This is a genomic window from Psychrobacter proteolyticus (assembly GCF_039762275.1).
Taxonomy (GTDB): domain Bacteria; phylum Pseudomonadota; class Gammaproteobacteria; order Pseudomonadales; family Moraxellaceae; genus Psychrobacter; species Psychrobacter proteolyticus_C.
The window spans coordinates 1-14,777 of sequence record NZ_JBDLOB010000009.1; the positions used below are offsets into that span (position 1 = coordinate 1).

14 protein-coding genes and 1 pseudogene are annotated in these 14,777 nt (G+C 42.3%); 4 read left to right on the forward strand and 11 right to left on the reverse strand.

The window, feature by feature from the left end:
- Positions 1 to 477: 477 nt before the first annotated feature.
- Together pssA and ABFV72_RS11885 are read right to left on the reverse strand one after the other, a co-directional pair.
- On the reverse strand, positions 478 to 1,392 hold the full coding sequence (pssA, locus tag ABFV72_RS11880; RefSeq protein ID WP_227511196.1) for a CDP-diacylglycerol--serine O-phosphatidyltransferase: 915 nt from the start codon (positions 1,390 to 1,392) through the stop codon (positions 478 to 480).
- Between the two features lie 26 nt (positions 1,393 to 1,418).
- Positions 1,419 to 2,306 carry a 23S rRNA (adenine(2030)-N(6))-methyltransferase RlmJ gene (locus ABFV72_RS11885; RefSeq protein ID WP_347163899.1) on the reverse strand — a complete coding sequence of 296 codons (888 nt, stop codon included), beginning with the start codon at positions 2,304 to 2,306 and terminating at the stop codon, positions 1,419 to 1,421.
- Between the two features lie 141 nt (positions 2,307 to 2,447).
- On the opposite strand from ABFV72_RS11885, the gene ABFV72_RS11890 reads away from it, so the two are divergent.
- Both ABFV72_RS11890 and dapE read left to right on the forward strand, forming a co-directional pair.
- Positions 2,448 to 3,203 (forward strand): 2OG-Fe(II) oxygenase, encoded by a 756-nt coding sequence (locus ABFV72_RS11890; protein ID WP_347163900.1) that lies wholly within the window; start codon positions 2,448 to 2,450, stop codon positions 3,201 to 3,203.
- A gap of 62 nt (positions 3,204 to 3,265) precedes the next feature.
- On the forward strand, positions 3,266 to 4,483 hold the full coding sequence (gene dapE / locus ABFV72_RS11895; protein WP_347163902.1) for a succinyl-diaminopimelate desuccinylase: 1,218 nt from the start codon (positions 3,266 to 3,268) through the stop codon (positions 4,481 to 4,483).
- A gap of 142 nt (positions 4,484 to 4,625) precedes the next feature.
- Here the strand turns inward: dapE and ABFV72_RS11900 are convergent, their stop codons facing one another.
- From ABFV72_RS11900 to ABFV72_RS11925, 6 genes are all read right to left on the reverse strand, one after another.
- A complete protein-coding gene (locus tag ABFV72_RS11900; RefSeq protein WP_347163903.1) occupies positions 4,626 to 5,129 on the reverse strand; it encodes a GyrI-like domain-containing protein in 504 nt (167 codons plus the stop codon).
- Between the two features lie 65 nt (positions 5,130 to 5,194).
- Positions 5,195 to 5,404, reverse strand: coding sequence for a Fe-S cluster assembly protein IscX (gene iscX, locus ABFV72_RS11905; protein ID WP_021812734.1), 210 nt, complete (start codon positions 5,402 to 5,404; stop codon positions 5,195 to 5,197).
- A 175-nt stretch (positions 5,405 to 5,579) separates the two neighbouring features.
- The gene (locus tag ABFV72_RS11910; RefSeq protein ID WP_347163904.1) at positions 5,580 to 6,116 is read right to left on the reverse strand and encodes an acyl-CoA thioesterase; all 537 of its coding nucleotides are present in this window, start codon (positions 6,114 to 6,116) and stop codon (positions 5,580 to 5,582) included.
- A 280-nt stretch (positions 6,117 to 6,396) separates the two neighbouring features.
- Positions 6,397 to 7,797, reverse strand: a complete 1,401-nt coding sequence (locus tag ABFV72_RS11915) for an NAD(P)(+) transhydrogenase (Re/Si-specific) subunit beta (protein WP_431192103.1) — start codon at positions 7,795 to 7,797, stop codon at positions 6,397 to 6,399.
- Complete coding sequence (locus tag ABFV72_RS11920; RefSeq protein WP_197707696.1) at positions 7,794 to 8,132, reverse strand: proton-translocating transhydrogenase family protein; 339 nt, start codon at positions 8,130 to 8,132, stop codon at positions 7,794 to 7,796. The genes ABFV72_RS11915 and ABFV72_RS11920 overlap by 4 nt, the downstream gene beginning before the upstream one ends.
- 115 nt (positions 8,133 to 8,247) lie before the next feature.
- Positions 8,248 to 9,399, reverse strand: coding sequence for a Re/Si-specific NAD(P)(+) transhydrogenase subunit alpha (locus tag ABFV72_RS11925; RefSeq protein ID WP_347163905.1), 1,152 nt, complete (start codon positions 9,397 to 9,399; stop codon positions 8,248 to 8,250).
- 497 nt (positions 9,400 to 9,896) lie between these two features.
- On the opposite strand from ABFV72_RS11925, the gene yaaA reads away from it, so the two are divergent.
- Positions 9,897 to 10,709, forward strand: coding sequence for a peroxide stress protein YaaA (gene yaaA / locus ABFV72_RS11930; protein WP_347163907.1), 813 nt, complete (start codon positions 9,897 to 9,899; stop codon positions 10,707 to 10,709).
- Positions 10,710 to 10,803: 94 nt separating this feature from the next.
- On the opposite strand, the gene ABFV72_RS11935 is transcribed toward yaaA, so the two are convergent.
- A complete protein-coding gene (locus ABFV72_RS11935; protein WP_347163908.1) occupies positions 10,804 to 12,417 on the reverse strand; it encodes a glucosamine inositolphosphorylceramide transferase family protein in 1,614 nt (537 codons plus the stop codon).
- Positions 12,418 to 12,697: 280 nt separating this feature from the next.
- Here ABFV72_RS11935 and ABFV72_RS13125 point away from each other — a divergent pair.
- A pseudogene (locus ABFV72_RS13125) lies at positions 12,698 to 12,799 on the forward strand (peroxide stress protein YaaA); the annotation flags it as partial.
- A gap of 91 nt (positions 12,800 to 12,890) precedes the next feature.
- Here the strand turns inward: ABFV72_RS13125 and ABFV72_RS11940 are convergent.
- Both ABFV72_RS11940 and ABFV72_RS11945 read right to left on the reverse strand, forming a co-directional pair.
- Positions 12,891 to 13,559, reverse strand: a complete 669-nt coding sequence (locus ABFV72_RS11940) for a glutathione S-transferase family protein (RefSeq protein WP_347163910.1) — start codon at positions 13,557 to 13,559, stop codon at positions 12,891 to 12,893.
- A gap of 25 nt (positions 13,560 to 13,584) precedes the next feature.
- On the reverse strand, positions 13,585 to 14,763 hold the full coding sequence (locus tag ABFV72_RS11945) for an aromatic amino acid transaminase (RefSeq protein ID WP_347163911.1): 1,179 nt from the start codon (positions 14,761 to 14,763) through the stop codon (positions 13,585 to 13,587).
- Positions 14,764 to 14,777 lie beyond the last annotated feature (14 nt).

Genomic DNA, 14,777 nt, shown 5'->3' on the forward strand with positions numbered 1-14,777 from the left:
ATTTAGCGAGCTGACCATCATATCATGTTTTAATAGTCTGTCAACTTCTTTTTTTAATTTGTTTCAACAAGTTAACTGGGTTATTTATATGTAATTAACATATAAGCTTTCCAGCTCGTCTTGATGAAGTGCGTATTATAGACGCTATATTTATTTAGTCAAGAAGTATTTTCTATTTAATTTAAACAATTTACATCGTCCAAATTAGCAATCCACTTCCCTTTCGACTGGGTGGCATTATACGGAGTTTTAGATAGAAAACAAGGAAACTCTATAAATAATCTCAGTTATTTTCTATCACTAATATCATATCAACCTAACCCATTGTTATCACTATCAAACTTTAAATACTGTCTTTTATATCTACAGATTTAGCTTTTTCATAGTGGTTTACGTATTTTCAGCAGTATATAGAGCGCGTAAAAAAAGGAACTTACCTGACGGTAAGTTCCTTTTTTTAAAACCTAAATACAGCGTTTAGCTTTTCACTTTCGTTTTAATCGTAGTTACGATACCTGATAACGCGTAGATAATGCCGATCGCTAAGATACCAACAGGAATATCATAGAGCACGATGCTCATGACTAACACCCCAATGATAAGCACTACAAAAGGCACTTTCTTTTTGTCAAATTCTTTAAAGCTGTAGTATTTGACATTGCTGACCATTAGTAGACCACAAGTGACGACCCAAGCTGCAAACAATAGCATGACGGCTGTATCGTATTGACCAATCCACTCATTATGATCAACTGCAACCATCACAGCGGACGTCACCAATATAGCAGCAAGCGGACTGGCTAAGCCAACAAAGTATTTTTTATCGACGATACCGACCTGAACGTTAAAGCGTGCAAGGCGAAAAGCAGCACAAGCGGTAAAGACAAATGCACAGCCAATTCCGATACGACCTAACGGTTCTAAAGCAAAGCTATAAATCAAAATAGCAGGGGCAACACCAAATGCTAGCATATCTGCTAAAGAGTCGTATTGCTCACCAAATGGACTTTGCGCATTGAGCATACGTGCGACACGTCCATCTGCGCCATCAAGAATAGCGGATAAAAAGATAGCCAAAGCCGCCTTATAGAACTCGCCTTGGGTACTCGCCAAAATCGAGTAAAAGCCTGATAGTAGCGATAAGGTAGTGATCAGATTGGGTGCTAAATAAACACCGCGACTAACCACGCGCTTACCTTCGGCGACTTCAGCTTCAATCACCTCAAATGTCAAACCATCGTAACTATCATTATCCGCTAGACGGATATTAAACTCATGCTCATCAATGAACGGTGGCTGAGTCGCTGCATTATCTTGCAACGAGCCGTCGTTTAGCGATGAATTGTTCAAAGGTGCATTATTCGGCTGGCCGATAGGTGGCTGAGTCGTCATCTTAATATCCTTATTGGCCGTTATTGCTATTCGCCGACGAGCCAGCGCACATTAGTCGCACTATCAGGCGTCAAGTTTGGCGCGTCTTCTACTTTTAGTACTGGCTGTAAGAAACGTAATATCTCACGTGCACGGTTATCAAACTGCCATGGCGGATTGATAACCAGTAGACCTGTACCGTTCAGACCAACCGCAACATCATTAGGATAAATATTTAGCTCACAAACCAGCTGACGTCTCATTTCAGTACGTTTGAGCTTTTTGTAAAAGAGCTCTACGGCTTCGATGTTTTTGATTGGGAACCAAAGTGCGTAAGTTCCTTGTGGCCATTTGTTATAAGCCGCGACCAATAAGTCGATAAGGCGCGTAAAATCTTTGTGCTCTTGCTCATAAGGAGGATCAAGGAAAATCAAACCGCGCTTTTCTTTTGGTGGAATAACAGCGGTGATACCTTCAAAAGCATCACGATGCTGGATACCAATCGGCAACTTATGTAATTGATAGTTCAACGCGTCGTATTCAGTCGCTTTGGCTTCAAAAGCCTCAGCACGCACGCCAGCATCAGGCTTTTTAGCCGCAGTTTTTTCGACATGATGGGCAACCCACCACGGCGAACCAGGATAGACTTTATTGTCGTAAGTGAATTTGGCTTGCTTAATGCCTTCCATATAATCTTTGACAGCAGCTGGGGCTTTTTCGGTATCTGCTTTTAGAAAAGCTTGAATACCGCCTTTGGCCTCACCTGTTTTGCGCGCTTCTTCACTGCTTAGTGAATACAGTCCACGACCGCCATAAGCGTCAAGCACATAAAACGGTTTATTTTTCTGCCCCAGTTGATTAAGCAGTTGTACCAATAAAATGTGTTTAACCACATCAGCAAAGTTACCAGCGTGGTAGGCGTGTTTATAGTTCATAATCTCAAAAGTTTAAATAAGAAAAATTGCATCTATGGTAGCATAGGCAGAGTAAAAGATAATGTGGTTTTAGTAAGTGCTTTCAATAAAAACGTATTGAATGACGGTATATTGACAGCTGATTGATAATAATGAGATGAAATGACGCAGATTATTAGCAACTTGGACAAGACAGCGTTGGTCGTTGATCATCCGATAGGTCAGGATAATCCACCATTACTGCTGCCAGATACTCATAATGATAGCCAAGAAATTCCTACTCAGCACGTATTGCAGATCTCTGACTTTGCGGTGGACTGGGAAGATAAGCTGATGAATAAACAGCTTGATACCTTTGTCACTGACGGCTGGCTCATCGTTGATGACGTATTCAGTAGTACTGCCTTATTAGCACTACAAGCAGAAAGCGGTTTTATTGACTATCGTGATGCAGAGCTGACCGCGGGTGTTCGCATCAGTGATATTCGCGGTGATAGAATACGCTGGATTACCGAAGACTTTTTTGCAGGCTATTACTATCTACAAAGCATCAATACTTTGGCCTCGCTATTCAATCGTAGTTTGTTTGCTGGTATTCGCCATAGTGAAGCGCATTATGCGTGTTATCCGACTGGCTTTGGCTATCAATGGCACAGTGACAACCCTGCTGGACGTGATGAACGGGTTATCTCAGCAGTGTTTTATCTCAATGATGATTGGGAAACAGCTGACGGCGGTGCGCTAGAAGTCGTGGATAAACATGGTGTTCATCATGAAGTTATGCCAGTTGCCAATAGACTAATCATTTTTGATAGCGATTTACGTCATCAAGTACAAACTGCACATCGTCAACGCTACTCCATCGCTACTTGGATGCGCCGTGACGGTCTTGTACCCTTTGTCGAAGTAGCCGTTTAGCATTTATCCTCTACTCTTTATTTATATTTACCATTTTAATTTATTATACAAAAGGCTTATTCATGTCTGACTCTCATAACCAATCAAGCGCGTCTCAACAAACGACTCATCAGCAAGAAACCTTAGATTTAAGTATTGCACTGTTAGAGCGCCCTTCAGTGACGCCCGATGACGATGGTTGCCAAGATATGTTGTCAGCACGGTTAGAACAAGCAGGCTTTGATTGCGAGTTTATGTATTTCGGTGATAGAAAACAAAGTGGCGAACATGCCGAAGTTAAAAACTTATGGGCACGCCGCGGTACTACCGATCCAGTTATTTGTTTTGCTGGACATACTGATGTCGTGCCAACGGGTGACGAAAAAAACTGGACCTATCCTCCGTTTACCCCGACCATCGCTGATGGGTATTTATGGGCACGCGGTGCCGCCGATATGAAAACTGGTATTGCAGCTTTTACTGTCGCAGCCGAACGTTTCGTCGCCAATCATCCTGAGCACAATGGCTCTATTGCTTTTTTAATTACTTCAGATGAAGAAGGCCCGTCAATTAATGGTACGGTCAAAGTAATCGAGACTTTAGAAGCTCGCCAAGAAAAAATCACTTATTGTCTCGTTGGCGAGCCGTCGAGTACCGATACGTTAGGCGATATCATCAAAAACGGTCGTCGTGGCTCGCTAGGTGCAGAGCTTACCGTTACAGGTAAACAAGGCCATGTCGCCTATCCACATCTGGCATCTAATCCGATTCATGCGGCGATGTCTGCCCTTGCTGAACTGACGTCTACCGCATGGGACAATGGCAATGACTACTTCCCAGCCACCTCATTGCAAATATCGAATATCAATGGCGGCACTGGCGCAACCAATGTTATCCCTGAAACGCTAAACGTGGTCTTTAACTTTCGTTTTTCTACAGAAACTACTGAAGATGAACTAAAAGCAAAAACGCATGCTATCTTTGATAAGCACTTTGCCAACAGTAAAGCAAGCTACGATATTCATTGGAAGTTATCTGGTCAGCCATTTTTGACCCCTGAAGGAAAACTGGTTTCGGCCTGTCAGAACGCCATCAAAAAAGTGACCGATGTCGATACCACACTATCAACTTCTGGTGGTACCTCCGATGGACGCTTTATCGCACCAACTGGTGCCCAAGTGGTCGAACTGGGTGTGCGTAATGCGACGATTCATCAAGTAGATGAAAAAGTAGAAGTCGATGATCTAGGGAAGCTTGCCCAAATTTATGAAGGCATTTTGGAAAATTTATTATTGGACTGATTATCAGGTTAATTGCGCCTGTCTAATTGATGACATCTGCCCAAAGAAAAAGCGCTACCTGATTTAGGTTAGCGCTTTTTTTGTCATTGTTTTTGTCAATAATGGATCGAGCGGCTCAAATTACTTAAGCCGATTATAAGCTCTACTCGATACCAATATAGACATCAACTTGACCGTATTCTAAGTTACCACCGATATAATGCTCAAAGTCTACATTAAAAGTACGGGTATGCTCACAATCGGGCGTATTGAAATATTCCCAAGCACTTTCCCAAGCATTCATCACAGTGTTAGGCATATAACCTTCTTCAGAAAATACCAAGTACTTTCCTGCAGGAATATCAACAGTCACTACATTACTAGCATTGGCCACACTGTCGCTTTCTGATTGTGCATCTTGCTCGCTGGCTACTTTCCAACTGGCCACAACGTCAAACGCTCCTGCCAGATCATCGCTTTCATAGTTGTGATAGACACCATAAATGTCTTCACCCTCAGGGAGTTCACCCGCGTGATTTTGATAAAACTTCTGCCATAATCTGCCAAGCTTGGCAGTGTCATGGCTTATCTCAGCGTTGTTGGTGGTACGAACGCTGATACCGCGACAAGCGATCGCTTCTGGTAGCTCTTTAATTTGTGAGGTCATGATGCGGCCTTTTCTATCTGTTTATTTAGTTTTCTGTTTATGGCAATGCTGGCAGATCGAATCGATTAATCGGCTTCATCAATCCAATTCATTTGAATGGCTTCTAGGATGCCTTCATTTGATTTTTGTGGATCATCATCAAAGCCTTCAAGCTCAGTTACCCAGCGATGCAAATCAGTAAAGCGAATGTACTGTGGATCTGTTTCTGGGAATTTTTCATAAAGCTCAATCGCGATATCTAAACTGTCTGTCCATTTTAATTTTTGTGGGGTCATAACGGTACCTTTTTTTAGTCGTTTTGAGAATCATCGTCTTAAAAGTGATGCTATCGTCCTAATACTGACGATTTGATGGGCTCTATCCTACCAAAATTCAGCAAATGATTATAGCCAAGTTATTTTACGATGTTGTTTTCCAATACTGGGTTTCAATACTGTTTTGCGATATGGCTTAGGCTGATTTAGTCGATTTTACCGCGACTTGGTGCTCATTCCATGTGTTAATGGTATCCGTCAACTGCTCACCCATCATATCTAATACTTCTGGTGTGCGCATACCTTTACTATCTGTAAAAACAAACTTGGTCATACCAACGCCCATCAGCTGATTTTTGACAAAAAACCGATGCTCAAAATACACGTATTTATGATCCCATCCTGCGACTGCACTGCTAAGCGTCATTTTATCCAAAAATTTAATTTGCTTGAGATAAATCATCTCCTGCATGGCAATCACCCAATTCAGCGGTTTAATGCCTTTTTGGTGACAGCACGCCTTTACCCAGCGTGTCACGTTTAGCTCAATAAATGATAGATAACGATAATTGGGCAAATGATCGCGAAATCCCATATCGTGGGGCAAAATTCGATAATGACGTACAGTCGGTGCAGTCAATGTCTCTAGACTGATAGTCTCACTCGTCGATTGATGCTTGAGCTGTTGTTTAAGTAAGCTAACCATAATAAAAAAACGCAGTAACATGTTCATAAATTTTTCTCTTATTTCATCGTATTTATAATTGGTGATTGTCTATCGTTAAAGCAGTGCAAATTAGCTAAAAAATTAATTAAGCGCAAACCGTATACTGAGTACACAAAGCACAGTTGATTTTGTGATCATTGAAAAACCAACTCTAGTTGGCAATAACCTCAGTCTATAGTCGGCTCATAAATGTCGCCCACTTTAACGCAAAAAAAGCCACCTCAGTGACTTTCTTTATCTAAAAACTTATCTGCAAATAATAATGGTTAAAAACATAGCTTAGAGATTAATGACCGCCGCCATTGATAGTACGTACCATCTCTTCTACCATTTTCTTGGCATCCCCAAAGATCATCATGGTTTTGTCCATATAGAACAAGCTGTTATCCAGACCTGCATAACCAGTACTCATTGAACGCTTGATGACCATAACCGTCTGGGCTTTGCTGACTTCTAAAATCGGCATACCAAAGATTGGAGAAGTAGGGTCGTCTTTCGCAGATGGATTCACAACGTCGTTTGCGCCGATAACCAAGACCACATCTGTACTCGCGAAATCTGAGTTAATCTCGTCCATTTCTAAAATATCATCATAAGGTACATCAGCTTCAGCCAATAGGACGTTCATGTGACCTGGCATACGACCCGCAACGGGATGAATGGCAAAGCGAACATTCACACCTTCTTCTTTTAATAGCTCATATAGCTCTTTTACTGCATTCTGTGCACGGCCTTGCGCCATACCGTAACCTGGCACGATGACCACGCTACTAGCATTAGACATGAGGAACCCTGCGTCTTCTGCTGAGCCTGCTTTGTAGTTCTTCGGTGCTCCATCATCGCCGCCTGCTGCAACAGCTGACGTACCCATGCCACCAAACAATACATTAAGTAGTGAGCGGTTCATGGCTTTACACATGATGTAAGACAAGATCGCACCTGATGAACCGACTAGAGAACCTGCGATAATCAGCATCGAGTTGCCAAGCGTAAAACCAATGCCTGCTGCTGCCCAACCTGAGAATGAATTCAGTAGTGATACGACTACTGGCATGTCACCGCCGCCAATTGGGGCAATCCACATCCAACCAAAGATAACGGCAATCACTGCCATCGCATAAAATGCTGGTAGTGAGTCAGTGACGAAATACATCCCACCGAACCCAATCATCGCAATAAATAATAGCGCTTGAACCGGTTTTACCCAGCCGCCAACCAATGTTTTCGCCCAGCTTTTCGCGGCCAATTTACCAAAGGCAAAGACCGAGGCTGAGAACGTAATTGCACCGATGAAGCAACCGATAAATAGCTCGATGCGAGCAACGGCGCCATGCTGCTGTTCAGTGTGTAATACCGTCGCAAGTGCAATCGCAACCGCTGCCAAACCGACGAATGAATGCATCAAAGCAACCGTTTCTGGCATCTGGGTCATTGCAACTGTTTTCGCTTTCCACATACCAACGAGAGCGCCCAACACCATCGCCCCGATAATCAACCAAAGCACAGGGCCTTCTGCTAAGAAGAAGGTAGTCACAACGGCAATCGCCATCGCTGCCATACCAAAACGGTTACCGCGAATCGCGGTCTTTGGACTAGACAAACCACGTAACGTTAAAACAAAGAGGATAGCGCCGACTAGATAGAACCAATCTGCATTTGCCGCAATCATTGCTGAGAAGTCGTTCATGCGTCACCTCCGGCATCAGTGGTTGCTACTGGTGCTTTTTTCACTTTCGGTTTGAACATCGCAAGCATACGCTCAGTCACAGCAAAGCCACCGAAAATATTGATACTGGCTAAAAATACCGCAAAGGCACCAAGCAAACTGGTCGGTGTAAACATTGAACCATCAATCGTGACGGTCTGTAGCATCGCACCCACGATGACGATACTTGATAAAGCGTTGGTTACTGCCATCAATGGCGTATGTAATGCAGGCGTAACGCCCCAAACCACGTAGTATCCGACAAAAATAGCGAGCACAAATACAGTGAAAATCGCTACAAATGGTGTGCTACTCATGGCCGCACCGGCTGGCGCTGCAGCTAAAATAGTGGCAATCATCTAATCCTCCTAAAAATTTATTCATTACTGGCAAATGTGTAGTGACAAAATATGTGGTAATAGACTGTTCAAACTAGCGTTTGGCTAGTCGTACCTGACTGTCATGTGTCACTGCCAGTGCGCCCTGAATCTCGTCTTCCATGTCTAAGTTAAGTGCCAAGCTAGCTGATGCGTCATCGCCAGCAGGTGCAATCAATGTCGTAATAAAGTTAACAAGGTTATTGGCATACAAATCTGAAGACTGTGCGGCTAGCATAGATGGAATATTGGCGGCACCAACGATACGTACGCCGTTGTCTGTGGTGATGGTTTCGTTAGGCACACTGCCTTCGACGTTACCACCGGTACCAGCAGCCATATCGATTAACACAGAACCTGCCTTCATTTTGGCAAGCGTTGCGCCATGTACGAGACGCGGTGCGTTACGACCAGGAATCTGCGCCGTGGTAATAACGATGTCAGCGTTGCTCAATGCTTTGTCCACGACAGCCGCTTGATCTTTGACATATTGCTCTGATGGCGTCCATGCATAACCACCGGTAGACTTGGCTGTTTCAGCCTCCTCTGCACTCATCGGCACATCAAGCCATTTACCACCGAGTGATTCCACTTGCTCGCGAGCGGTCGGACGTAGGTCACTGGCTTCTACTACTGCACCCAAACGCTTTGCTGTCGCAATCGCTTGTAAACCTGCAACCCCAACACCTAAGATAACGACCTTAGCTGGCTTAACCGTACCGGCTGAGGTCATAAACATCGGGAAAGGACGCGAATACTCATTGGCCGCGAGCAATACTGCTTTATAACCAGCAAGGTTGGCTTGTGATGACAATACATCCATATTCTGTGCGCGTGACAGTGTACGAGGCAATAACTCCATTGCAAAGACTGTCGCGCCTTTGGCTGCATAAGTGTCAAGCTGAGTGTTGCGATATGGGTCGAGCATGCCAATGACGATCTGACCAGACGATAAGCTTTCAGTGGCTTCTGCTGGCAGGTCATTGACGGTGGTAATAATCTTAGATTGGGTGATCACCTCGGTGCGACTACTGGCAATGTCGGCACCCGCAGCCTGATACAACTCATCAGCATAGTATGCTGCTTGGCCTGCACCTGACTGAATGACGACGTCGAACCCAAGTTTACGCAATTTTTTGACTGCGTCTGGGGTTATGGCTACACGGCTCTCGCTCGTGATATCTGCACTGATTACACCGATTTTCATACCGTCTCCTTACTTACGTCTAATGACTATATTTACGTCTCACGACTACCTTTAATACCCTCAACGCACATCTAAAAAGCACAGGGGACAAAACCCATTGATCATGATTAAACCATTACAGCGATCAAAGGTTATCAATTTAATAAATGATAGCTACTTTACCATCATGCCTTTTTATTATAGAGATATCGTTCGTCAAGTTTCATTGTCTAATGATGACCCACAAGTAAAATAAAAATTTAGGTATTTACACCATTGGCATACTTTTTGTTGGTATATTAAAGCCTTTTATTTTTCCAAAAAACGCTTAACCCTTATAGATACAGGCTTAACTCCATTTATTTCCTAATTCTAAATCTGTTCTTTTGTTAAAAATATAATGTCAATAAACATAAAATAAGCAAGGTTAAGTCAAGTTCCACCCATGCATACCGTATAATAAGAATACTTGACACTCGAAAAAACCCGTCATCGATTCATTATAATAAGGAATAACCATGTATTTTTTGCTCTCCCCTGCCAAATCCCTGAACGAAACAGACGCTATACCACTAAATTTAGGCAACTACTATAGCCAGCCCGAGCTAATCGAGCGCTCACAAGAATTGATGAAAGTACTGAAGTCAAAAGAGCCCGTTGACCTACAAGAATTGATGAGCATATCTGACGATTTGGCTCAGCTTAATGCCACGCGCAATCAACAATGGCATTGGAGTGAAGCGCAACCGTTTACTAACGATGCCTCTTATAATGCCGCCAAGCCTGCAGGCTATTTGTTCGATGGCGATGTCTATACTGGACTTGATATGTATCATATGGACAAAGATACTGCTACTTATGTTAATGAGCACTTAGGTATTTTGTCTGGGCTGTATGGAGTACTCAAGCCACTCGATCTTATCCAGCCATATCGCTTAGAGATGGGTACCAAGCTGAAAAATGAGCGCGGTGGCAATCTTTATGAGTTTTGGGGCGAGGAAGTGACTAACGTTATCAATGCGCGTATGGCTGACAGCGATGACAAAACATTGGTTAATTTAGCTTCCAATGAATACTTTAAAGCGGTAAAGAAAAAAGCACTGAAGGCAGATATCATTACGCCACGATTTGAAGACGAGAAAAATGGTCAATATAAAGTGATTAGCTTTTATGCCAAAAAAGCACGTGGACTAATGGTGAAATATGCAGCTGATAATAAGCTGACCAATGCTGAGCAGTTAAAGCAGTTTGATTTGGCAGGATATTACTATTGTGAAGACGCGTCTGATAATAAGACGTGGACGTTTAGACGAGATGCGGCGGATCAGTAGCTTGATATAATACGAGTCAAAATTATAAAAAACCCATCATAAGCCGAAACTTATGATGGGTTTTTTATTCTCCAACCACTAAATTTTTTAGGTCCTATACTCTAAAGCGCAACTTATCCCTTGATACATCCAGTACCACTGTTTCATTATAAACATTATAGGTATGGAGACGATCAATATCAGTCTCCCAATCAGGTTCAATATAACGTACAAAGGTTTCTTTATAAGAGGTCGGTGTCAACTCCTCTACTAGGTATAAAGCAACCCTACGCCCATATCTAAGAGTGCCATCCTGAGCAGTACGAAAGAGCTGACCGTTTTTTCGGAATAATGCGCCTGCTAATCGCGATCCACGCACATCAATTTTTAGAGGCGCCGAAGGATGAATGGTCCAATTATCTGCTTGTAGCTTGTCGGACGTATAAATATACAACTCTAAATCCATAGTCATATTTGACACTGAACCATGCGTTGTAAAAAGATACCATAATCCATTATGCTCAATCACGGCGCTATCCACGGCCTGAACGTCTGAAACTAACTCATGAACTTTTTCCCACTTACACGGAAAATCTGTCGCTTTTAATAAGCTAATACAATTGGTTTTTGCAGCCTCTGGAATCATATAGACAGCATCTTCATACTCGAATACATTGGGAAAGCTTAAGTGCGTGCTAATACCCAAATCAGCTTGTCCTGAACCAATCACTTGATGGCTTTCATTCAGCTCTATCCACTCTATTCGACCAATATTCTCTTTGTAGTTCAAGCTTTCAAAAAATATGTAACGTCTTGAGTCACGTTCAATATAAAAAGGATCGGCCCAAAAACATCCCTTTTCAGGTAGTATCTCCGTGTATGTTTGTATCGGCTGATCAATAGAACCAATAAAAATACTCCAGTTGTTTAGATACAGACTCTTATAAAATCTTTTTATCATGTAGTTTTTGAGAAAATTCTGTAAATGTCGTATGGCCGTTAACTGTGGAGGCGTTTTATAAAGTGTGCGATCGTTAATTAAATTGATAGAATCTCCACTCTCGACGCCAATTTTATTTTTACGGAAGTACCAATACAGTATTGATGCTGCAACCCCTTTTAACTTATCCTCCGTCAAATTATAGTCCCAGTAAAACAAACTGCCATAACCTCTACCTACCACTTTGTGTACATCATGGTCCTTACTCAATAGTTGCAGTGTCACGACGCTATTTTCCCATTGCTCAGCAAATTGCCAATACAATGCAGGCCCGCCTCGCTGTATTCTTTCATCACCATAATGAAGTAAGAGAATACCATGCTTCGTAACGCCTAGCGCTTTCCCTATTAAGGTTTGAAAATCCATACTCAGTAGGTAATCTAAATCTGTTGCCTTTAGTCTCTTAATCACTGAGTCTTCAATTTCATCAGTGGATTTATTCTGTCTTGGTATTGATGTAACGACAGGCATTTTGCCATTGGGAACTAAATCATGAATAGAATAACGCTTGGTAGTCTTTTTAGCATGAGAAAAAATAGAAAATAACTTTTGATTGATAGACGGTATAATCTTGGATATATGAGATGGATTAGCTTGGTGTTCTGCACTTCGTTGGATAGCAATACAAACCTCAACTATACCTTCATCTACTAGAGACTTTAATGGCATAAATTTTTGCCATGCTAATGTTTCATCTTCTACAAATATTCCAAGCCTAATTTTTTTCATCGTTATCACATTAAATGGCACACGATATTTTGCGATTTCTGACCCGCAACATGTGTCCAAACTCCTTTTAAGTAAAGTGTCATTCCATTATATATTCAAATAATAACATATATAGTAGTACATGTTAAAAGAAACTCACCATAAATTAGACACAAAAAAGCCCTGCTATCTTTCGATAACAGCACTTCTAATAGCCAAATAGACTTTATGAAAAAATCATACTTTTAGCGAAACGCGATTCATCGAGAAAGGTGAGAAAATGGTCAATATAAAGTGAAAGGCTGAACAGCTAAAGCAGTTTGATTTGGCAGGATATTACTACTGTGAAGACGCGTCTGATAATAAGACTTGGACGTTTAGACGAGATACGGCGGATCAGTAGTTTGATATAAAAACTATATTTACTACAGTCGCTAGAAGCATGGCACTCAGTACTTCTAGCCCAGTCATCAGATATCTTTTAATTGAACGAATTATAACAACCCTTCTTGTATCATCATTTCTTGTATCGAGGCACGGTTTAGCATGGCTTGATAATGTGCGTTTAAATGTGTCCAATCCTGTGCTCGACTCGCATATCGCTGACTCCAGTGAGCAATCATAAATAAATGAAAATCAGCCCCACTTAATTTATCGCCTAACAACCATGGACCATGACTCGCCAATCCCTTTTCAACAATATCCCAGCAGTGGGTTAGCACATCATTCGCTTTATCTTTTACTTGTTGCAAATTGTGCTCGCCGTTGATGTACTGCTCGGGATGTGCCCAGTGATTAGCAGCTTCCTGCAGTGTAGAAGACATCCAAAACAAATACTGGTAATAAACACCGCGCTTAGAGCATCCTATATCAGGTGCTAGCCCAGACTCTGGGTGCTGATCTAACACATACATTAAAATTGCTGCAGACTCATAAATGACCTGCCCCTGATGCACTAACGTAGGTACTTTGCCATTTGGATTAATGGCTAGATACTCAGCTGATTTTTGCATATTTTTAGACAGGTCTATTTCTATCATCTCATAAGAAACGCCTAACTCTTCAAAGACAGCATGGGTGGCCATATTAGCGCCACCCTTATCCCAATATAAAGTATAAATAGTCGTGTCCTTCTTACTGTTACGATTAATGGATAAAACCATTGTACTGAGCGATAGAAATTATTCTCTAACGTGAAATCATCGACATGATAGCGTCCACCAGTTGAGGGATTTCCGTCATTTTCAAACCGGCAATATTGACTCTACCATTTGGCATGCCGTAGATAGCGAACTCATCTTGCAACATGAGCATTTGACTCTCTGTTAGCGGTAATAGAGAAAACATACCTTTTTGATGCGAAATATCCAAAAACTCTGCAGGTGCACCTCTATCTTTTAATGCTGCGCCCAATGCTTGGCGAATAGTATCTACCCTACTACGGTAGCTGGCCAGCTCGACTAGCCAAGCGTCTGGTTTATCTAGTAAATAAGAAGCCACTGCTGCACCGTGATTGGGCGGCATAGAGTAGTTGGCACGTGTGATGGTTTCTAAGAGTATCTGTATATCTGCGTGACGCTCATGGTTCGTCGTTACCACCGTGGCAATACCCGTCCGCTCATTGTATAGACCCATGTTCTTTGAACAGCTGGCGGCGATAAATGCAAAGTCAGCGTCTTCAATCATTAAACGAAGCCCTGCAGCATCGGTATCAGGATCATCTCCAAAACCTTGATACGCCATATCAATAAACGGGACAATATTTTTCTGTTTACATTTATCAGAGAACAGTTGCCACTGCTCTAAAGAAGGATCTATACCGGTAGGATTATGGCAGCACGCATGTAATAACAGCACGTCTCCTTCTTTTGCTTTTTCTAGCGCAGCAAAACACGCATTAATGTCTAACTGGCCATTTTTATTTTGCCAAGGATACGTATTAACCGTTAACCCAGCACCTTCCATCAGCGGAAGATGATTAATATAGCCAGGGTCGCTGATCCAAACGGTTGAATCTGGAGAGAGCATAGCTATCAAATCAGCAATGAGGCGTAACGCACCTGATGCGCCAACCGTTTGAATCGTGCATTGGTTGTTTAGACTTGGACTGTCACCTAATACAAATTTTGCCATTTTCTGGTTAAAATTAGCGTTACCCGATAGCATGCCATAAGCCTTCGAATGAGCTTCATGAGCAAGATGTATTTCTGCGTCTTGCACGGTTTTCATCACAGGTGTATTGCCATGCTCGTCTCGATAGACACCAACCAATAGATCTATTTTATGTTTGCGTTGGTCAGCGCGAAACCTACCTAACAATGCCCACAGTGGATCCCCATTGATAACAGGCATATTATCTAACATCATGATACTTCCTTAAT

What these genes read in the sequence shown, in the direction of transcription:
- pssA (WP_227511196.1), bottom strand. Translation starts at nt 1,392, where the DNA reads ATGACGACTCAGCCACCTATCGGCCAGCCGAATAATGCACCTTTGAAC.
- ABFV72_RS11885 (WP_347163899.1), bottom strand. Translation starts at nt 2,306, where the DNA reads ATGAACTATAAACACGCCTACCACGCTGGTAACTTTGCTGATGTGGTT.
- ABFV72_RS11890 (WP_347163900.1), top strand. Translation starts at nt 2,448, where the DNA reads ATGACGCAGATTATTAGCAACTTGGACAAGACAGCGTTGGTCGTTGAT.
- dapE (WP_347163902.1), top strand. Translation starts at nt 3,266, where the DNA reads ATGTCTGACTCTCATAACCAATCAAGCGCGTCTCAACAAACGACTCAT.
- ABFV72_RS11900 (WP_347163903.1), bottom strand. Translation starts at nt 5,129, where the DNA reads ATGACCTCACAAATTAAAGAGCTACCAGAAGCGATCGCTTGTCGCGGT.
- iscX (WP_021812734.1), bottom strand. Translation starts at nt 5,404, where the DNA reads ATGACCCCACAAAAATTAAAATGGACAGACAGTTTAGATATCGCGATT.
- ABFV72_RS11910 (WP_347163904.1), bottom strand. Translation starts at nt 6,116, where the DNA reads ATGAACATGTTACTGCGTTTTTTTATTATGGTTAGCTTACTTAAACAA.
- ABFV72_RS11915 (WP_431192103.1), bottom strand. Translation starts at nt 7,797, where the DNA reads ATGAACGACTTCTCAGCAATGATTGCGGCAAATGCAGATTGGTTCTAT.
- ABFV72_RS11920 (WP_197707696.1), bottom strand. Translation starts at nt 8,132, where the DNA reads ATGAGTAGCACACCATTTGTAGCGATTTTCACTGTATTTGTGCTCGCT.
- ABFV72_RS11925 (WP_347163905.1), bottom strand. Translation starts at nt 9,399, where the DNA reads ATGAAAATCGGTGTAATCAGTGCAGATATCACGAGCGAGAGCCGTGTA.
- yaaA (WP_347163907.1), top strand. Translation starts at nt 9,897, where the DNA reads ATGTATTTTTTGCTCTCCCCTGCCAAATCCCTGAACGAAACAGACGCT.
- ABFV72_RS11935 (WP_347163908.1), bottom strand. Translation starts at nt 12,417, where the DNA reads ATGAAAAAAATTAGGCTTGGAATATTTGTAGAAGATGAAACATTAGCA.
- ABFV72_RS11940 (WP_347163910.1), bottom strand. Translation starts at nt 13,559, where the DNA reads ATGGTTTTATCCATTAATCGTAACAGTAAGAAGGACACGACTATTTAT.
- ABFV72_RS11945 (WP_347163911.1), bottom strand. Translation starts at nt 14,763, where the DNA reads ATGATGTTAGATAATATGCCTGTTATCAATGGGGATCCACTGTGGGCA.